Origin of the sequence: Kribbella sp. NPDC051718 (assembly GCF_040681515.1) — a bacterium.
Lineage (GTDB): Bacteria > Actinomycetota > Actinomycetes > Propionibacteriales > Kribbellaceae > Kribbella.
Genome location: NZ_JBFAYZ010000015.1, coordinates 72,039 through 90,522 on the forward strand (window position 1 = coordinate 72,039; position 18,484 = coordinate 90,522).

The 18,484-nt window shown below is 68.1% G+C and carries 20 protein-coding genes and 1 pseudogene; 8 read left to right on the forward strand and 13 right to left on the reverse strand.

The annotated features are described in order from the left end of the window. Positions 1-14: 14 nt before the first annotated feature. A complete protein-coding gene (locus AB0M15_RS38160; RefSeq protein ID WP_363830702.1) occupies positions 15-911 on the forward strand; it encodes a phosphotransferase in 897 nt (298 codons plus the stop codon). Here the strand turns inward: AB0M15_RS38160 and AB0M15_RS38165 are convergent. The 5 genes from AB0M15_RS38165 to AB0M15_RS38185 form a co-directional block, all read right to left on the reverse strand. Continuing rightward, positions 908-1,924 (reverse strand): protein phosphatase 2C domain-containing protein, encoded by a 1,017-nt coding sequence (locus AB0M15_RS38165; protein WP_363830705.1) that lies wholly within the window; start codon positions 1,922-1,924, stop codon positions 908-910. The two genes, AB0M15_RS38160 and AB0M15_RS38165, sit on opposite strands and share 4 nt — an antisense overlap. Beyond that, entirely contained in the window at positions 1,921-2,601 is a 681-nt protein-coding gene (locus AB0M15_RS38170) for a VWA domain-containing protein (RefSeq protein ID WP_363830709.1), read from the reverse strand. Before AB0M15_RS38170 ends, AB0M15_RS38165 begins: the two co-directional genes overlap by 4 nt. 13 nt (positions 2,602-2,614) lie before the next feature. Next, positions 2,615-4,009, reverse strand: coding sequence for a phosphotransferase (locus AB0M15_RS38175; RefSeq protein ID WP_363830712.1), 1,395 nt, complete (start codon positions 4,007-4,009; stop codon positions 2,615-2,617). Positions 4,010-4,019: 10 nt separating this feature from the next. Continuing rightward, positions 4,020-4,373, reverse strand: a complete 354-nt coding sequence (locus tag AB0M15_RS38180; RefSeq protein WP_363830715.1) for a hypothetical protein — start codon at positions 4,371-4,373, stop codon at positions 4,020-4,022. 165 nt (positions 4,374-4,538) lie between these two features. After that, a complete protein-coding gene (locus AB0M15_RS38185; RefSeq protein ID WP_363830718.1) occupies positions 4,539-4,916 on the reverse strand; it encodes a YciI family protein in 378 nt (125 codons plus the stop codon). A 170-nt stretch (positions 4,917-5,086) separates the two neighbouring features. Here AB0M15_RS38185 and AB0M15_RS38190 point away from each other — a divergent pair, with 170 nt between their 5' ends. Continuing rightward, positions 5,087-5,287, forward strand: a complete 201-nt coding sequence (locus AB0M15_RS38190) for a hypothetical protein (RefSeq protein ID WP_363830721.1) — start codon at positions 5,087-5,089, stop codon at positions 5,285-5,287. 54 nt (positions 5,288-5,341) lie between these two features. Here the strand turns inward: AB0M15_RS38190 and msrA are convergent, their stop codons facing one another. Together msrA and AB0M15_RS38200 are read right to left on the reverse strand one after the other, a co-directional pair. Continuing rightward, a complete protein-coding gene (msrA, locus tag AB0M15_RS38195; RefSeq protein ID WP_363830725.1) occupies positions 5,342-5,986 on the reverse strand; it encodes a peptide-methionine (S)-S-oxide reductase MsrA in 645 nt (214 codons plus the stop codon). An 87-nt stretch (positions 5,987-6,073) separates the two neighbouring features. Continuing rightward, positions 6,074-7,513 carry a PLP-dependent aminotransferase family protein gene (locus AB0M15_RS38200; RefSeq protein ID WP_363830728.1) on the reverse strand — a complete coding sequence of 480 codons (1,440 nt, stop codon included), beginning with the start codon at positions 7,511-7,513 and terminating at the stop codon, positions 6,074-6,076. 62 nt (positions 7,514-7,575) lie between these two features. Between AB0M15_RS38200 and AB0M15_RS38205 the strand changes: the two genes are divergently transcribed. Further along, positions 7,576-8,265, forward strand: coding sequence for a hypothetical protein (locus tag AB0M15_RS38205; protein ID WP_363830731.1), 690 nt, complete (start codon positions 7,576-7,578; stop codon positions 8,263-8,265). A 185-nt stretch (positions 8,266-8,450) separates the two neighbouring features. Here AB0M15_RS38205 and AB0M15_RS38210 read toward each other — a convergent pair whose 3' ends face one another. Continuing rightward, positions 8,451-8,708 carry an MMPL family transporter gene (locus tag AB0M15_RS38210; RefSeq protein ID WP_363831010.1) on the reverse strand — a complete coding sequence of 86 codons (258 nt, stop codon included), beginning with the start codon at positions 8,706-8,708 and terminating at the stop codon, positions 8,451-8,453. Between the two features lie 88 nt (positions 8,709-8,796). Here AB0M15_RS38210 and AB0M15_RS38215 point away from each other — a divergent pair, with 88 nt between their 5' ends. Beyond that, positions 8,797-9,381, forward strand: coding sequence for a helix-turn-helix domain-containing protein (locus AB0M15_RS38215; protein WP_363830734.1), 585 nt, complete (start codon positions 8,797-8,799; stop codon positions 9,379-9,381). Positions 9,382-9,397: 16 nt separating this feature from the next. Here AB0M15_RS38215 and AB0M15_RS38220 read toward each other — a convergent pair whose 3' ends face one another. Together AB0M15_RS38220 and AB0M15_RS38225 are read right to left on the reverse strand one after the other, a co-directional pair. Further along, positions 9,398-10,459 carry a hypothetical protein gene (locus AB0M15_RS38220; protein ID WP_363830737.1) on the reverse strand — a complete coding sequence of 354 codons (1,062 nt, stop codon included), beginning with the start codon at positions 10,457-10,459 and terminating at the stop codon, positions 9,398-9,400. An 8-nt stretch (positions 10,460-10,467) separates the two neighbouring features. After that, a complete protein-coding gene (locus tag AB0M15_RS38225) occupies positions 10,468-11,049 on the reverse strand; it encodes a hypothetical protein (protein WP_363830740.1) in 582 nt (193 codons plus the stop codon). A 153-nt stretch (positions 11,050-11,202) separates the two neighbouring features. On the opposite strand from AB0M15_RS38225, the gene AB0M15_RS38230 reads away from it, so the two are divergent. From AB0M15_RS38230 to AB0M15_RS38240, 3 genes are read left to right on the forward strand one after another with little or no spacing between them, the layout of a single operon-like run. Then, positions 11,203-12,357 (forward strand): cystathionine gamma-synthase, encoded by a 1,155-nt coding sequence (locus tag AB0M15_RS38230; RefSeq protein WP_363830743.1) that lies wholly within the window; start codon positions 11,203-11,205, stop codon positions 12,355-12,357. Beyond that, positions 12,354-13,724, forward strand: a complete 1,371-nt coding sequence (locus AB0M15_RS38235; protein ID WP_363830746.1) for a glutamate mutase L — start codon at positions 12,354-12,356, stop codon at positions 13,722-13,724. The genes AB0M15_RS38230 and AB0M15_RS38235 overlap by 4 nt, the downstream gene beginning before the upstream one ends. Before the next feature lie 31 nt (positions 13,725-13,755). Continuing rightward, the gene (locus AB0M15_RS38240; protein WP_363830749.1) at positions 13,756-15,027 is read left to right on the forward strand and encodes an AI-2E family transporter; all 1,272 of its coding nucleotides are present in this window, start codon (positions 13,756-13,758) and stop codon (positions 15,025-15,027) included. Here the strand turns inward: AB0M15_RS38240 and AB0M15_RS38245 are convergent. From AB0M15_RS38245 to AB0M15_RS38255, 3 genes and pseudogenes are all read right to left on the reverse strand, one after another. Then, a pseudogene (locus tag AB0M15_RS38245) lies at positions 15,020-15,364 on the reverse strand (hemerythrin domain-containing protein); the annotation flags it as partial. The gene AB0M15_RS38240 and the pseudogene AB0M15_RS38245 overlap by 8 nt on opposite strands. Before the next feature lie 78 nt (positions 15,365-15,442). Next, entirely contained in the window at positions 15,443-17,044 is a 1,602-nt protein-coding gene (locus AB0M15_RS38250) for an MDR family MFS transporter (RefSeq protein ID WP_363830752.1), read from the reverse strand. Further along, positions 17,041-17,580: a MarR family transcriptional regulator gene (locus tag AB0M15_RS38255; protein ID WP_363830755.1), complete on the reverse strand. Its 540-nt coding sequence runs from the start codon at positions 17,578-17,580 to the stop codon at positions 17,041-17,043. The genes AB0M15_RS38250 and AB0M15_RS38255 overlap by 4 nt, the downstream gene beginning before the upstream one ends. Positions 17,581-17,731: 151 nt before the next feature. Between AB0M15_RS38255 and AB0M15_RS38260 the strand changes: the two genes are divergently transcribed. Next, positions 17,732-18,484 (forward strand): SDR family oxidoreductase, encoded by a 753-nt coding sequence (locus tag AB0M15_RS38260; RefSeq protein WP_363830758.1) that lies wholly within the window; start codon positions 17,732-17,734, stop codon positions 18,482-18,484.

Here is an 18,484-nt window from a genome sequence, read left to right on the forward strand (position 1 = left end):
TAGCCTCGGCGAGCATGAGGTGGTTGGAGTCGCCTGTGATGCTCGCTGAGGCGTTGAGGGAGGTCGCGCCCGGGTTGGCGGAGTACCCGATCGCGGTGCGCGAATCACGGGATGAGGGCGACCCGGTGTGGTGGTCGGCGAGTGCGGTCGTGGGTGATCAGTACGTCGTGAAGTACGCGTGGCCGGAAGTAGCGGCGCTCCGGCTGGCGCATGAGATCGCGATGCTGGATGCCTTGGCGATTCCGTATCTGCCGGAGGTCGTTGCCAAGAGCGCCGATCCGGTGCTCTTGGTGACCAGGTTGGTGCCGGGACGAGCGTTGTTCGATGTGGTGGACTCGCTCGACCTGGATCAGGCCGGTCGGCAGCTCGCCCGGTTCTTGAGTGAGCTGCACGGTTCGGTAGGTCGGGTTGGCGATCTTCCTCCGGCGTCGCTGCAACCAGTTTCGGCGGACGTACTGCGTGCGCGGTTCGGGAAGTGGGTTCGCCCGGAGCAGCGGCCTACTGTCATTCGGTGGTGCGACTGGGCGGACGAAGTACTGGCGACACCGGGGCCGAGCGTGCTGGTGCATGGCGATCTGCACGGCGGCAATCAGATCTGGGAGGACGGCCAACTCCGCGCAGTGGTCGACTTCGAGACTGCGGGCCTCGCGGAGGCGGAGTACGACCTGCGTTGCTTGCCTGGTACGGGACCGAGCGTAGAGCTACTGACCGCCACCCGGCGCCACTACGACCAGATCACCGGCCGCGAGCTGTCTATGGCGCGAGTGATGGCCTGGCACCTCCGTACCATCCTCAGCGACGCCCTCTGGCGCAGCGAAGCCGGCGTCCCCCTACCGGATCACCGAACCCCGCCTGCCTGGATTGACGACCTAACCGAACGCTTCACAGCCCTCGGCATCAACCCGCTCTAGTCAGGGACGACCTTGTGATCTGCGGACGTGCCGTCAGCTGGGTCATCTGCGGTATCTGTGCAGGGCTGCTCGTCAGTCGGGCGGTCGGTGGTCGTGTCGGCGGGAGTCCACACGACTACCGCGGTTCGGTCGTCGTGGGAGCCTTGGCGGCGGTAGCGGAGGGTGTTGGCCATGGCGTAGGGGCCTAGGGGGAGGCGCCATTCGTGGGCGAGCCAATCGCGGAGTTTGGCGGAGTTGCGGAGGTCTGTTGCCAGGCCGTCGGTGGTTAAGACGATCTGGGTGTCGCCGCTGGTGTGGGTCTCCTCGGGTACGGGGGCGTGGGTGCTCGGTAGCTGGGCGGGCACGATGTTCAGGGCTGCTTCGTCGTGGTGGAACAGTTCGGTGAAGGAACCGTCGGCGGTCAGGGCGAACGCGGAGACGTCGCCGACGCGCGCGATGTCGATGGTGTCCTCGGTGAAGACGGCGACGGCTCCTACGAAGGAGATGTCGTCGTTGTGGAGGCCGTAGGTGTCCTCTGCGGTTGCGCCGGTTTGGGCGGCTGCCTGGACGAGGTACTCCGTTGCGGTGCAGTCCGTCGTACCGGCGAGCGTCGTCACCTGCTCGCAGAAGATCCGGGCTCCGACCTGCGACGCCGGGCGCGAGCCGAGGCCGTCGACGATCGCCACGACCAGCCGGCCGGTGGGTGTGAGGACGAAGTCGTACGAGTCTTGGCGCGGCTCGCCCTTGATGAGATGGGCGGTGCCGGCCTGGGATGCCGCCGCGACATGGAAGGGGCCGACGCTCAGGCCGTCGAGAGCCACCGTCGGCGTGCGATGGGTCACCCCGACTCGGACGTGGAGCGGGGGGAGCGGTCGCACCTTGCCGATGACCGGTGCGGACGTGGGTAGGTCAGAGGGTTCAGGCTCAGGGTCGGGCGGCGCCGGCGATTCTGTCGCCTCGATCGACGGCGCGATGTCCGGTTGATCCAGCGGTTCGGGCGCCGACTCGATCCGCTCGTCCTGGCCGGCGGTCACAGCGACATCTTCGGTAGCGGCGTGAAGAGGTCGCTCGGCGCGTCGATGTGCAGGCCGTCGGCCTGGTTCGGATCGTGGAAGCTTCGCGAGGTGGTACGGATGCTGCTGATCAGCGCGTTGATGATCTCCTTGACCGCGGCGGCCGGGTTGACGTCCTTCGACATGAAGGCGAAGCGGGTCGCGATCTCCTGCAGGGTCTCCTTCCTGGCGTCGCCCAGACCGAAGGAGACCACCTCCGGGGCGAGCTTCCAGTTCGGGTCCTTCAACTCCGCCAAAGCCTGCCGGTAGTCCTCCCGGGCGATGTGCTCACCGTCGCTCATGAAGAACACCACCGGCCGGTAGAACGGCGTCCCCTTCGGCAGTGAGCGCAGACCGCTGTCGATCGCCGACTTGGCCTCGCGGAAGCCGGCCGCGAAGTTCGTGCCGCTCTCGACCATGACCTCGGGGATACTCGCCTCTGCCAGATCGCAGAGCGGCACGACGGTCCGGGCGACGTCCGAGAACGTCACCAGCGCGACCCGCGCGATCTCGCCGACGGTCGGATCCGAGAGCATCGCCTTCTGGACCTCGGGCATGGCGGCGTTCAGGGCCTCGATCGGTCCGCCCGCCATGGACGCGCTGACGTCCACGAGCAGGAAGATCGGAAAGATTGTGTAGGACTCCGAGTTTTCATTCATGGTGTTCTCTTTCTCAAACGGTCGACAAATAGCTCAGGACGAAGAGCGCCGCGAATCCGCCGTAGACCCCGAGGCTGATCCGTGCTCGCGTCACTCCGGGGTACCGGGAATCGACCCGCATCAGTTGCAGGAGCCCGATGACGCAATAGACCAGCGCCACCGGCGAAGCCAGCAAAACCGCGAGCACACCCTTCAGGTACCAGGCCACTCCGCCGGCCAGAGCTCGTCTGGCCACGCCGCCGGTGGGACCGGAGACGACTTCGTACTGGCCGTAGTAAGGGCCAGTAGCGACCGGGCGTTGGTACGGGGAGGGTGGCGGCGCCGGCGACCAAGGCCGGGGAGTGACCGGTGGTGGTGACCACGGCTGAGGCTGCGTCGGAGTTGGCTGCGGAGGACGTGGCGCGGGCTGAGGTGGCGGCTGCCGGACCGGGGGAGTCGGTGGCGCCGGATCCCAGGTGGTCTTCGGCAACGGGACGAACGGGGTCGGCTTCGACTTGGGCTTCGTGATGGCGTCGATTGCTCGCAGCGCCTTCAGGTCGAAGTTCCCACCCGGCACATAGGCACGGAGCAACGCATCGACCCACTCCTTGGGCTGCGGCCGAACACCAGGATCCAGCGGTGACAGGCCGCGCCGGATGAGGGCGGCGACCTCTTTGTCGAGCTGGGCCGGGATGTTGCCGGGTTCCGGCCAGGTACCGTCGGCAGCCCGGTCGAGGCGGCCCGGGGTGAGCAGCAGGCCGCGGTACATCGCTAGCGCGAGGCAGTACCGGTCGCTGTAGTGGTCGTGCGCCTTGATCGCCCTGGTCACCACCCGCGGATCGGTCCAGCCGGCCGCCGCGACGCCGACCTGGGGTGGCGGATCCCGCAGCACCATTCCGTCGCAGTCGATCAGGTACATGATCGGTTCCGGGGTCAGCGTCCAGGCGAGGTTCTTGGCGTTGAGATCGCCGTGGACGAGCTGCTGCGCGTCGACGAACGCCAGGATCTCGGCCATCCGGAGCAGCAGCGCCATCCGTTCCTTGGCCTGCGGCGGCCGGGCCCGGGACATGATCAGGAAGTCGAGGGTGCGGACGTTGCCCAGGTCGGCGTTGAACAACTCGCCGGGGATCGCGGGCAGTACGACGGCGCTGACAGCGCCGGACCGGTCGAGTACGTAGTCGACCGGCCAGTTCACCGAGGACTCCGGGGTGTCGCCGGGGCGCTTCCCGCGGGTGACCAGTACCTCTCGGCCCACCTTCACCAGCGGATCGAGTTGCGCCAGGCTCGGCGCCTTGGCCGGGTTGAAGTAGCGCTTGAAGACGAAGCGCGGATCGTCGGTACGGTGGATCGAACCCACCCCGCCCTTGGCCAAGGTGTCCTGGTTCACCGTGTATGCGCCGAACTGGCCGCGTTCCAGGTCGAATCCCATCGCCCGCTCCTCAGCTGCTGCCGGTCGTCGATACGGACTTGATCTCGCCGGTCACCGGGCCGCGGTTGCCGCAGGTCGGGCAGTTGAAGTCCGGCCAGCTGTTGTCCCAGCAGCCCATGCTCTGGCAGCCGCCACACTGGACGAAGCTGTCGGCCCCGCAGCTCGGACAGCCGGTGTACGTCGACGCGCAGGCGAACCCACCCGACTGTGTACGCCGTTCAGCAGCAACCGGATTGCTCTCAGGCCGCTGCCGCGACGCCCCGACGAGCACCCACTGCTCGCCCATCCGCTCGAACCTGGCCACGCCGGGATGGCGGGTCGAGCTGCAGGTGAAGCTCACGAAGAACGGCTGTTCGCTCACCATTCGCCCCACCCCGACCGCGCGCGAAACTCCTCCATCTGCACCCCTCCACGCCCCTGAACGTCCGCCGCGCCGCAGGACAGCTACAGCCGCGAGCACGACCTCGACGTCGTACACCTGTCACTGACGGACAGGCGTACGACGTCTGGGGTAAGCGGGGTCGGGTTTTCAGAAGATGTGGATCTGGCGGAGCTCGATGGTTTCGCCGGGACCTGCGAAGGTCTGGGCTACGGCGTCGGCGCGTTCCGGGGTGTCGACGTCGATGAGGAAGAAGCCGGCCAGGTGTTCCTTCGCCTCGGAGTACGGGCCGTCGGTGACGACCGGGCGGCGACCCGAGTAGCGATAGAGACGGGACTTGGCCGGATCGCCCAGCGCCTCGCCGCCGAGCAGTTCGCCACTGGCCTGAAGGTCGCCCAGGAGTTTCTCGAACTCCGAGTTCAACCGCTCACGCTCGGCCTTCGGAAGGGCCTGATGCTCGGCCACGGTATCGCCGGTCGGATGGCCCCACGGCTGCGGGTTGGAGTGGATCAGTACGACGTACTTCATCAGACATCCCTAACGTCGGAGCAGCCGCCGATCGGCCCTCTCGAAGCTACATCGAGACCGACCCCCAACTCTCGACATTTCGCGGAGCCCCGTCTGCCGAGACCTGGATCGACGCCGGCATCCTGGCGATACTTGGCCAGCCGGTCGTGTCTCAGGTGGAGGTGGTTGGCGTGTCCTCGGATCAGGACGCACGAAGCCCGCTCGCCGACGAGAACGGCCGGGTGGTGCTCGATGAAGACGGAAACCCAGTGATGATCCCGGTCGCTCCGCCTGATGGCGGCGTCGGCGTCCTGCCGCCTGGTGCAACCCGCCGAACCGTGCAGAACCCGGACGGTTCGGTGACCGAAGAGGTCACCATCGCCTTCGACTAGCCAGCAATACAAGTCGGTCCCGAGGATTCCTCGGGACCGACCTCACTTCATCCGCTATGCGTCGGCGGGGAACTTGGCGCCGGTGTTGCTGTGGCAGCGGTAGCCGTTGGGGTTTTTGGCCAGGTACTGCTGGTGGTAGCCCTCGGCGTAGTAGTGGGAGTTGAGGGGGGCGATCTCGGTGGTGATGTCGCCGTAGCCGAGGGGCTTGATGACCGGGGCGTAGAGGTCGCGGGTGCGTTCTGCCTCGGCCTTCTGGGCATCGGTGGTGTAGTAGATCGCTGAGCGGTACTGGGAGCCGAGGTCGTTGCCCTGGCGCATGCCCTGTGTCGGGTCGTGGGTCTCCCAGAAGACCTTCAGTAGGTTGGTGAAGGTGGTCTTGGTGGGGTCGTAGACCACGCGGACCGCCTCGGTCTGGCCGGTGCGGCCGGAGCAGACCTCTTCGTACGTCGGGTTGGGGGTGTAGCCGCCGGCGTAGCCGACCGCGGTCGTGTAGACCCCGGGCTGCTGCCAGAAGATCTCCTCGGTACCCCAGAAACAACCGGTGCCGAACCAGACTTCCTCGAAACCCTCGGGAGCGGGTGCGGTCTGCGGCGTACCGAGCACGATGTTGTCCGCCGGTACGGCGAAGGTGGGCTCTGGGCGGCCGGGCAGCGCGCGCTCGGGCTCGACCAGGGCTGTGTTGCGGTTGAAGAACGACATCTCACGCCTCTCGCAGAGTGACTCTCATAGTGTCTCAACGCGACGCCGGGAGTGAACCTTCCCCGGTCCGATTACGGGGCGTTTACGTCAAGCGATCATCGCGGCGGCACGCCGGAGCGGTGGTCCCGCCGTCAATGACTCGTACGACGCCGCCAACCGCGAAACAGCGTCACGGAGCGTATCCGGATCCAGCGTGTACGGCAGCCGCAAGAACGACTCCAACCCACCATCCGGCGAGAACCGCGACCCAGCCACCAGCAGTACTCCGTTCCGCTGGGCCACCCCCACCAGGCTCGACCCCACCGGCTCGGGCAGCTCGCACCACATCGACAGCCCACCCCCGGGCAAGGTGAACCGCCAGGACGGCAGCTCGGTACGAAGCGCCGAGGCGAGCGTGTCCCGCCGCAGCGCCAACGCGGCCCGCCGCTCGGGGAGTACCGACCTGTACGAACGCAGCAGCCGAGTCACGACCAGCTGCTCGAGCACCGGCGCCCCCAGGTCCAGCGACGCCCGCGCATCGAGGATCCGGGCGACCAGCGTCTCCGGCACCCGCAGCCACCCGATCCGCAGACCGCCCCAGAACGACTTGCTCACCGACCCCAGCGTGATCACCCCCTGCGGATCGAACGACGCGAACGGCGGCGGCATCTCCTGCCCGTCCAGCGGCAGCTCGTACAGCGTCTCGTCGATGATCGCGGTCGTCCTGGCCCGCGCGAACGCCCGGGCAAGCCGTTGCCGATCCGCCGCAGACATCAACCGCCCGGTCGGATTCTGGAAGTCCACCACCATCCACGCGGCCCGCGGCGCCGACTGCCGAATCGTTGCCTCCAGCAACGGAAGGTCCCAGCCGTCAGGACCCATCGGTACGCCGACCACCCGGCACCCACTCCGCCGGATCGTGTCGACCGAGTTGGGATGCGTCGGGCTCTCGGTCAGCACCCGGTCGCCGATCTGCGTCATCGCCCGGATCGCGATCGCGGTCGCGGCCAGCGCACCGGCCGTCACGATGATCTGGTCCGCCGTCGTCGGCAGCCCGCGGGCCCGGTACGACGCGGCGATCTCCTCCCGCAACTCGGGCAGTCCCTGCGGGTGGTACCCGGGCGTCGTCAGGTGCAGCGGCAGATCCTCGACAGCCTCGGCGACCGCGCTGTTGATCCCCGGTACGGACGGCGAGGCCGCGCAAGTGAAGTCGTAGAGCCCGACCGTGTCGATCCACGGCGCGTGATGGCGCCCGAGCTCCGGCTCGACCTTCGACGGCAGCGAGGTGACGCTCCCCGAACCCCGCCTGCTCACCAGATAGCCGCGGTCGCGCAGTTCCCGGTACGCCGAAGCGACAGTCGTCCGGCTCACCCCCAGCGCGTCGGTCAGTTCGCGCTCCGACGGCACCCGCGCGCCGGGCATGATCCGCCCGTCCGCGATCAGCAACCGCAGCCGCTCGGCCAGGCTCCGGTACGCCGGTCCAGAGTCGTCCGACCAGGTACCGAGCAGGCCGGCCAGAGTGCTTGCGGGGAGCTGTTGCCCTGTCATGCAGTCCACTATTGCCCAAGTGGCTATCGAACACCAAGCCAATCGGCCGCAAACTGGTTCCTGTGACCGCCACTTCGGAAGCCCCTGCCGCCAAACCAGTCCGAGGCCGCCAGCTGGCCGCGCTGAACCCGATCGAGCAACTCAAGGCCGGTCACCTCCCGCGCCGCCTGGTCCAGCTGTACCTCGGGCTGCTCCTGTACGGCGGTTCGATGGGCCTGATGGTCCAGGGCAACCTCGGCCTCGACCCTTGGGACGTCCTGCACTCCGGCCTCACCAAGCACGTCAACCTCAGCTTCGGCACGATCGCGATCGTGGTCAGCTTCATCGTGTTGCTGGCCTGGATCCCGCTGCGGCAGTGGCCCGGTCTCGGCACGATCAGCAACGCCATCGTGATCGGCCTGGCCGTCGACCTGACCATCGCTCTGGTGGATCGGCCGGACCAGCTGTGGCTGCGGATCCTGTTCATGGTGGCCGGCATCGTGGTGAACGCCCTGGCGGGTGCGCTCTACATCGGCGCCCAGCTCGGCCCCGGCCCGCGCGACGGCATGATGACCGGACTTGTCCGGCGTACAGGGAAGAGCGTGCGGCTGGTCCGGACGAGCATCGAGGTCACCGTGCTCGCGGTCGGCTGGCTGCTCGGTGGCGTGGTCGGCATCGGGACCGTCGCCTATGCGCTGGCGATCGGACCGCTGGTCCACATCCTGCTTCCGCTCTTCACGGTCAAGCTCAAGACCGAAGCAGCGGCGAAGTAAGCTGCGGCTGCCGGACCAGGGGCCCGGCAGCCGCACACCACAGGACCCCTCAGCCTGTGGAGCCCACTGTCTCGAGAGTGCGATCCTCGGTCCTCTCGGTCGGTACGTCTTTGAGCCGGCGTGGCGAGGATCAGCTTCGCGTGAATCGGTACCGCGTTCGGCCTCCTCGCGTAGTCGCGCGATCATCAGGATGTCGTAGTCGGTGCCGATGGCAACGACAAAGAGGTCAGCACCACCGCGAGCATCAGGACCAGCGGCGACAGCAGGCTGCGCAGCAGGAGGGCCAGGATGATCGCGATCAGCCCGCCCGCGACGGGGAAGATGACCTTGAGATCGCGGCTGTTCGCGTCGCGGATGTCGGTGTAGCTCGCACTGACTCCGCCGAGCAGGGTCGTCGTGTTGGCCGGCTTTTCGGCGTACGACGTGAGGGTGGCGGGGCTCAGCGGCGTACCGTCCGTGCTCTTGACGCGACCACCCTGGCGGCGAGGCTACCTGCCGCATGGTAGGTAAGAGAAGTGAGAGGGTGGTCACGTGCAGCATGAGAGCGGAGCGCGCGACAGGGCTCGCGACACCAAGGCGGAGATCCACCGGGCGGCGCTCGAGCTGTTCTCGAGCCGCGGCTACGAGAAGACCAGCCTGCGGGAGATCGCCGAACAGGTCGGCATCACCAAGGCGTCGCTGTACTACCACTACTCGTCGAAACAGGATCTCCTGCAGGCGATCATCGGTACCTTCTTCGACGACATCAAAACCGTCTTCGCGCAGGTCGGCGAGCAGCCGTGGTCGCCGGAGCGCGAGCGCGAACTGCTCGCTGCGTACCTCGACGTCGTCATCAAGCACCGCAGCACCGGCCCGACCGTACTGCGCGACATCACCGCCGTACTGGCCGCCTTCGACGACCAGTTGGACGACCTCATCGCCCAGAGCCGCGCCTTCCAACTCTGGCTGGCCGGCCCCGACCCAACCCCCACCGACCGAGTGCTGGCGGCTGCTGCGGTCGAGGTGGTCGGCGCGGTCCTCTCAACCGGCCTGGACGAGCGCGACGTCTCGGACGCCGAACTGAAATCCATCCTCCTCGACGCAGCCGCCGCGGTGCTCTCCCGCAAAACCAACTGACAACGCGCGGGCGGGTCTAGCGTTCTTGGCCTTCGGGTTTGCGGTGTTTGTTGTGGGCGGGGACGGCTTCGCCTTGGCCGGCGGTTGCTTGTTGGGCCGCAGTTTTGGGGGCTACGGCGCCGTTGGCGGGGGCTATGCCGTCGAAGGCGGCGGCTGCTTCTGGTGCGCGGTGGCGGCCGGTGCCGGTTTCAGCCGCCTGGGCAGTCGCTTCGGGGGCTTGGGCGGTTGCTTCAGGCGTTGGCATGGTGTTGTTGAGGCCGGCGTGGACGGCCTTGGCTTGGGCGGCCTTGTCGGCGGCCAGGTTCGCAGGTTGCGGAGCATTCTGGGCCGCGGCGGTCGGGGCGGTCTGGGCGGGGGCACTGCGGCCGGTGGGGTTTTGGCGGCGTTCGTTGTAGTCGGCGCGGAACTTCTCTGCCTTGGCGATCGCGCCGTTCGCGCCGTCGCGGACCGCGTTCTTCCAGCGGGAGGCTGTGTTCACCGCGTTCGCGACTCGCTGGCCCGCGGATTGGCGGGGTGCGGCAGCGGCGGTGGCGGCGATGGATGCGGCAATGCGCGCCTGCGTTTGGTGGTGTTGCGCGGCCCGGTTGATGCCTGCGCGCACAGGTGCGTCCAGTTGGGCGATCGAGAGGTCGGCCAGGTCCCGTTTGCTGACCCGGGAGTGGCCGATGCCTTGCCGGACGGCCGGGTCGATCCGCTTCACCTCGCTCTTGGCCTGGGCGTAGGCCATCTGGAGGGTCTGCTTGCCGTGGCGGATGTCCTTGCGGTTCTGATTCCAGTTCGAGAGTTGCTTGAACGGGTTGCGGGTGCGCTGGGACGCCGGAGACGTCGCCTGGACCTGGGCCGCGGCGTGCGCGTTGAGTTGCTGGGCGAAGCGCTCGTGGTTCGAGCCGTACAGGCCGTTGATGTTGGCGTGGGCCAGGTGCTTGAGGTCCTGGCTGTTCATCTTCGAACGGCCGACGGCGGCCAGCACGGCCGGGTCCATCCGCTTCACGTCGCGTTGCGCCTGGGCGTACGCGGCCTTGAGCGTCCGGGTGCCTCGCCGGGTCATCCGGCGCGGGGACGGGTTCGAGAGGCTCATCGGAGCTCCTAGTCGATGTAGACGGCGTAGTTGACCCCGACCGCAGTCACCAGGGGATCCTTACCCGGCCTGGTGCTGTACAGCCGGTACTGCGCTCCCGGCCGCACCCAGACCGCCAGATGCCGGAAGCCCGCACCGGCGCCCGGCTCCCACTCGTCGTCGAAGCCCTCGGCGCTGTCGTCGTTGACGTAGTCGGGCAGACCCCAGTGCTTGATCGCCAACGTGAGGTGATCCGGCCAATGCTCATCCAGCCCGGCCTCGGCCGCGGCCAGGTCGTCGGGACCGATCTCGTACGCCGACCAGCCGCTGTCCGGACAGTCCGGGAAGGCCAGCCCGGCGAAGACGACCATCGTGATGCCGCGGCCGGTGGTGAATCCCCAGGAGATCATCTCGTCGTCGATCGTCTCGCCCGGCTCCAGCGGCCACGGCTTCCAGGGGGTCGACGCCATCACCCGGTGGACCAGCGCGCGGACCACTGCCTCGCCCGACTCGTCGTCGTCGGGTCCGGCGATCGGGGTCCAGTCGGTGATCTCGGCGAGGTCGGCCATCGCCAGGCTGTCCTCGTCCAGCGACCTGTCCTGCGTCTTCATCCGGCGGATTCCTTCCGTCTGTCGTCAGCCAGCGAAACTCTAGGCCCATCCCAGGTGCACCCACCGATCGTTGTCCACAGGCCCACCACGAGGCCTGTCTCGTGGCTGGGACGGGATTCAAGGGTGGATGGGACCAGGCCGTACGCTGGTCCGGTGAACTCTGAACACTCCTACGGCTTCGAGACGCTTGCGATCCACGCCGGAAACGAGCCCGACCCGACCACCGGCGCGGTGGTACCGCCGATCTACGCGACCAGCACCTACAAGCAGGACGGTGTCGGCGGGCTGCGCAACGGTTACGAGTACTCCCGGTCGGCCAACCCGACCCGGACGGCGCTGGAGGAGTGTCTGGCGGCGATCGAGGCGGGCACCCGCGGCTTCGCGTTCGCGAGCGGGCTGGCGGCCGAGGACACCCTGATCCGGTCGCTGTGCGTACCGGGCGACCACGTCGTCTTCCCCGACGACGCGTACGGCGGCACCTTCCGGCTGTTCTCCAAGGTGCTCGGCGCCTGGGGCGTCGAGATGACCCCGGCGGCCGTGACGCACCCGGAGGCGATCCGGGCCGCGATCCGCCCGGGCAAGACCAAGGTGGTCTGGCTGGAGACGCCGACCAACCCGCTGCTGAACGTCGCCGACATCGCGATCGTCGCGCAGATTGCGCACGACGCCGGCGCCGTCCTGGTCGTCGACAACACCTTCGCCTCGCCGTACCTGCAGCAGCCGCTGGAGCTCGGTGCCGATGTGGTGGTGCACTCGACCACGAAGTACATGGGCGGGCACTCCGACGTGATCGGCGGCGCGCTGATCGTCCGCGACGCCGAACTGGCCGAGAAGATCGCCTTCCACCAGAACGCGATCGGCGCCGTCGCGAGCCCGTTCGACTCGTTCCTGGTCCTGCGTGGCATCAAGACCCTCGGGGTCCGGATGGACCGGCACAGCGACAACGCGGAGAAGGTCGTCGACTTCCTGCAGCGGCACAACGGCGTCACCTCGGTGCTCTACCCGGGCGTCGACGGCCACCCCGGCCACGAGACCGCGGCCAAGCAGATGAAGCGGTTCGGCGGCATCGTGTCGTTCCGGGTCACCGGTGGCGAGCAGCACGCGCTGGACATCTGCAACAAGGCCGAGGTCTTCACGCTGGGTGAGTCGCTCGGCGGGGTCGAGTCGCTGATCGAGCACCCGGGCAAGATGACGCACGCCTCGGTCGCCGGTACGCCGCTGGAGGTGCCGGCCGACCTGATCCGGCTCAGTGTCGGCATCGAGACGATCGACGACCTGCTCCAGGACCTCGACCGCGCGATGTCATGAGCCTGTGGGTGGCGGTCGACTTCGGGTCGACCTTCACCAAGGCGATCGCGGTGGACGCCGGCTCGGGTGACCTGGTCGCCCGGGCCGAACACCGCACCACCGTCGACAGCGACGTGATGGACGGCTGGCACGCCTGCCGTACCGCGTTGCTGGCGGCGGACTCCGGTGTCGCCGCGGCGGAGGTACTGGCCTGTTCGAGCGCGGGCGGCGGCCTGCGCATCGGTGTCGTCGGCAACGAGGAGCTCGTCACCGCGGAAGCGGGCCGGCGGGTCGCGTTGTCGAGCGGCGGCCGGGTGGTTGCCGTCGTCAACGGTGGGCTCACGGCAACCTCGCTCAAGGCGCTCAGGGCCGAGCGGCCGGACGTGGTGCTGCTGTTGGGTGGTACCGACGGCGGCAACTCGGCGGTGATCACCAACGCGGCCGCGGTGCTGGCGAAGTACAAGTGGCGGCGGCCGGTGGTTGCTGCGGGCAACGTTGATGCGCAGCCGGCGATTCGTGAGTTGTTGTCGGAGGCGAATGTTCCGCATGTGATCGCGGACAATGTCGTGCCGGAGATCGGGGTGTTCGCGCCGGACAGTGCGCGGGCGGCGATCCGGGAGATGTTCCTCGCCCATGTGATCGGTGGCAAGAATCTGTCCCGCGATCCGGAGTTCGCCAAGATGGTCCGGGCGGCGACGCCGGATGTCGTACTCCGCGGAGTCGAGGTGCTCGCCGCTTTGCACGGCGACGTCGCCGTCGTCGACATCGGTGGGGCGACGACGGATGTGCACTCGGTGATCGAGCTCGATCCCGAGGACGCGAACCTCGGGCGAGAGGTGGTCGCGACGCATCCGGTGACGCGCACGGTCGAAGGCGATCTGGGGATGCGCTGGAGCGCAGTACCGGTCGTCGGCGCCGGTGTGGAGTCGGGGTTGCTCGAGGCCGGTACTGCGCTCGAGGCGGCGTCTGTGCGTCGGCATGAGGACCCGTCGTTCCTGCCGGGTGATGCGGTCGAGGCGTCGTACGACGAGACGCTTGCCCGGGTGGCGGCCACGGTGGCGCTCCGGCGGCATGCGGGACGGCAGCGGATCGTCTTCGGGCCGGGTGGACGGGTGATCGAGCGGTCCGGGAAGGATCTGCGCGAGGTCGATCTGCTCGTCGGGTCCGGGGGAGTGCTGCGGCACAACGGGCCGGAGGTCGCGGCGCGGATCCTCGGTGGGATCTCGGTCGGGGCGCAGGAGGAGGGCTGGCTGGTACCGACCGCTGCGCGCACGTGCGTCGACTCCGACTATGTGCTGGCGGGTGTGGGATTGCTTGCCGAGCTCGATCCGAAGGCGGCCGAAGGACTGGCCGCCCATATTCATGGAACCGCCGAAGCCGGGCACTAGTCTCAGTGAGACTTGAGACCCCGGAGGTGTCATGAGCAAGCCGGACGAGCCGGTAGGGCGGGACGACTCGACCGACGTCCCCGAGGTTGGGCGCGACGAAGAGAGTCCGGTGGCGGACAATTCCGTGGCCGACAAGGTCAGTGCGACGGTGGTGCCGGATGATGAGCAGCATCTGACGGTGGCCTCCAGCAAGGGGACGATCGACACCGGGGTGACGCCGGGGATGCAGATCGCGAGTGCTTGGTCGTGGCGGTTCCTGGTGATCGTCGCGGCTGTGCTCGTGATCGCGTACGGGATGCGGTACCTGTCCGAGGTCGTCGTACCTGTGACCGTCGGCATCCTGCTCACCGCGCTGCTCGTGCCGGTGACCAACGCGCTCAGCCGGCTCAAGCTGCCGCGCGGAGCCGCCGCCGGGATCACCGTGATCGGCACGATCGTGCTGGTCGCGGGGCTGCTGACTCTGGTCGGGACGCAGATCGCGGGCCAGTTCGATCAGTTGTCCAGCCAGGTAGGCGAAGGCTGGCAGCAGCTGCGCGATCTGCTCCGGCTCAACTTCGGGCTGACCGAGAAGGACATCACCGACTCGCTGAACAAGCTCCGCGAAACTGTGATGAACGGAGGCGGGATCGGTCAGCGGGCAGCCGAGGTCGGGACCACCGCCACGCATGTCGTGGCCGGCTTGTTCATCGCGCTGTTCTGCCTGTTCTTCTTCCTGTACCAGGGCCCGCAGATCTGGGCCTGGGTGGTCCGGCTGTTCCCGCGGCACGCGCGCGAGAAGGCCGACTCGTCCGGTCGCAAGGCGTGGGTCTCGCTGACCGCGTTCGTCCGGGCGACCATCATCGTGGCCGCGGTCGACGCGGTCGGTATCTCGCTCGGCGCCGCGATCCTCGGGCTGCCGCTGGTGAGCGCGATCGGCATCCTGGTCTTCGTCGGCGCGTTCGTGCCGGTGGTCGGCGCCCTCGTCAGCGGCATCGTCGCCGTCCTGGTCGCGCTGGTCGCCAAGGGACCGATCGTGGCGATCGTCATGCTCGGTGTCGTGATCGCCGTCCAGCAGCTGGAGGCGCACGTCCTGCAGCCGTTCCTGCTCGGCCGCGCGGTCAACGTCCACCCACTGGCGGTCATCCTCTCGATCGCCACCGGCGTGATCATCGCCGGAATCGTCGGCGCCCTGCTGGCCGTCCCGACTGCCGCCGTCCTCAGCACCATCGTCAACCACCTGGCCGGCCACGACGTGGACCCGGAACCACCCCGCCCGATCCCACGCCGCCGCCCCCCAACCCCCAAACCCGAACCGACTAGCTAACGCCGGTACGCCGGAACGGCAGCGCCAGCCGGTAATGATCGGCCGGCGTGAGCCCGCTCAACCCGTTGAACGCGTCGAGCAACTTGCGCTCCTCGTAGGTGAAGTGGGTCTCGAGCAGTGCCGCCACCGTCGCGAGCTCCTGCTCCTGCGCGGCCGGCTCGAGCTGGTCGAGCACCTCGATCCGGCGCAGTGCACTGGCGACCAGGTAATGATCCTGCTTGAGCTCAGCCAGCACCGGCCGAAGCTCTGGATAGTGCTCGGCCAGCACCGTGAATGCGCCGTCGTCCTCGCCGGTGTGGTGGCTGGTGACGGCCTGGCAGAAGGTCAGGCAGTGTGCGCGGAGGTCGAGTCCACCGACGCCGGCCGCCCCTGCGGGGACGGCCGGCGTCGGCGGTTGTGGAAGGTGAGCTGGTGCTCAGTGCATTGCGGCGGCGGCTGAGGCTTCGAGGTTTTCGTCCTCGGGCTTCGGGGCGCCGTCGGTGCGGCCGGCCAGGCGCTGCTCCGGCGTGATGATCGCGATCACCAGGGCGATCGCCAGGAAGGGCAGCGAGACCAGGAACACGTCGTCCATCGCGCTGACCAGACCGTTCAGGGCCCAGCCCTTCATCGGCTCCTGCAGGGCGTGCAGCACCGGCACGCTGTTGGCTGCCTTGGACAGCGGCTCGACCATGTTCTGCTGAGCGGCCGGCACGATGTCGTGCAGGTGGTCCTTCAGCCGGCTGGTCAGTACCGCGCCGTAGACGGCCGTACCGATCGCTCCACCCATCGAGCGGAAGAAGGTCATCGTCGAGGTCGCGGTGCCCATGTGCTGCCGGGGCACGCTGTTCTGTGCCGCGGTGACGGTGATCTGCATCGACAGGCCCAGCCCGGCGCCCATCACGAACATGTAGATCGCCAGGTGCCAGTACGGCGTGTTCATGCCGATCGTGGACAGCAGCACCATCGCGCCGCCGACCAGGACCGCCGAGATGATCGGGTAGATCTTGTACCGGCCGGTCTTGCTCATCAGCTGGCCGCTCGGGATCGAGGCGGAGAAGATACCGACGATCATCGGCAGCAGCGCCAGACCCGACCGGGTCGGGGACAGGTCCTTGACGGCCTGCAGGTACAGCGGCAGGAAGATCAGCGCGCCGAACATCGCGAAGCCGAGCAGGAAGGCGTAGCCGGCGTATCCGGAGAAGATCCGGCCCTTGAACAGGTCCATCGGGATGATCGGCTCGGAGACCCGCAGCTCGACCAGGACGAAGGCGACGGCCAGCACGACCGCACCGATCAGCAGGGCGAGCGTGGTGCCGTTGCCCCAGCCGTTCGACGGGCCGGACCAGGAGACGGCCAGCAGCAGCGCGGTCACCGCGCCGGTCACGATCGAGGCGCCGAGGTAGTCGATCTTGTGGCTGCGCTTCACGTGCGGCAGCTTCAGGACGGCGGCGACGATGCCCAGGGCGACCAGGCCGATCGGCAGGTTGATCCAGAAGATCCAGCGCCAGCCGGGACCGTCGGTGAGCAGACCGCCGAGCAGCGGGCCGGCCACCGAGGAGAGGCCGAAGACGGCACCGAAGTACCCCATGTACTTACCGCGCTCACGCGGCGGGATCACGTCGCCGATGGTGGCGAAGGCGAGCGACATCAGACCGCCGGCGCCCAGACCCTGGACGGCGCGGAAGCCGATCAGCTGCTCGATGTTCTGCGACAGCGCGGACAGCACCGAGCCGCCGAGGAAGGTGAGGATCGCCGCGATGAACAGCGGGCGGCGGCCGTAGAGGTCGGAGATCTTGCCCCACAGCGGAGTGGAGGCGGTCGAGGTCAGCAGGTAGGCCGTGACCACCCAGGACAGCTTGTCCAGGCTGTTGAACTCGCTGACGATCTGCGGCAGCGCGGTACCGACGATGCTCTGGTCGAGTGCGGCCAGGAACATGCCGGCCATCAGGCCGCCCAGAATCACCAGGATGTTGCGGTGAGACAGATAGTTCGGTGCATTGCCATCAGGCGCCGCGACCGCGGGCTCAGTCGTGCTCATTGATTGTTCTCCACGTTCTGTACGTCGTTACGGTGCGCGGCGGCCGCAGCGGCCCACCCCTTGTCGGCCCATGCCTTGCCGGCGTCGCGCTCGTCGACGAGGTTGATCACCCCGTCGGCAAATCTGGTCATCAACTTCTCGAAGGTCTCGATGTCCGACTGCGTCCAGCCGTCCATCGCCTGGGAGAGCAGCTGCATCCGGCGCTTGGCCGCGGCCTCCCACTCGGCGATGCCCTGCTCGGTCAGCTCGACCCGGAAGGCCCGGCCGTCGTCGGGATCGGCCGAGCGCTGGAGCAGTCCCGCCTGCTCGAGCGCCCGGACATGGCGGCTGGCGGTGGAGGCGTCGATCTCCATCTTGGCCGCCAGGTCGGAGAGCCGCAGTGCCCCGTTGCACCGCAGCACGAACAGCACCAGGTGGGCGCTGTGGTCGATCGTGTCGCCGGCTTGCTTCGACTTCAACCGGCGGCCGATCCGGGTGAAGGCGTGCAGAACGCCCTCCACCGGCGTCTCCGGCACCCATCCCTCATTTACATGCATGGTGCAAGCATATACATGCTTGCGTGATACACGCAAATGAGTTTCCGGATCCGATTGGGAAGTCGCAAGTTGTTAACTTCCGGTCATCGAGTGGTCACACAGAGGTAACCAGTGAGAATGAGGCCATCCGGCGACAGGTGTGGAGGACGGCATGCAGCAGGTGGCAGTGGTGACCGGCGGGGGTTCGGGGCTCGGGCGGGAGATGGCTCTGGCACTCGCGGCAGCCGGCTTCCAGGTGACGGTGACCGGGCGCACCGAGGCGAAACTCCAGGAGACGGCCGACGCCGCTGGGACTGCCGTCGGCCCGGCGGGTGTGGGAGAGGTACGGACCGCAGTACTGGACGTCTGCGACGGCGCCGCGGTGTCGGCCTTCTTCGGTGGGCTGGAGCGGATCGACCTGCTGGTGAACAACGCGGGGACCGGGGCGCCGGCGGCCGCAGTACAGGATGTGACGGAGGAGGACTGGCGGCGGGTCGTCGACACCAACCTGACCGGGTCGTTCCTGTGTGCGCAGGCCGCCTTCGCACTGATGTTGCGGCAGGAGCCGTCGGGTGGGCGGATCATCAACAACGGGTCGATCTCGGCCCACGTCCCGCGCCCGCAGGCGATCGCGTACACGGCGTCCAAGCACGCGATCAGCGGGCTGACGAAGGCGCTGGAGCTGGAGGGCCGCCCGCACGGGATCACCTGCGGCCAGATCGACATCGGCAACGCGGCCACCTCGATGACCGCCAAGATGGGTGCCGGCGTCCTGCAGCCCAACGGCTCGATCGAGGTCGAGCCCACCTTCGATCCCAAGGTCGTCGCCGACTTCGTGGTCCAGATCGCCCAGCTCCCGACCGACGTCGCCGTCCCGACCCTGATGGTGATGGCCGCCGGCATGCCGTACGCCGGCCGCGGCTAG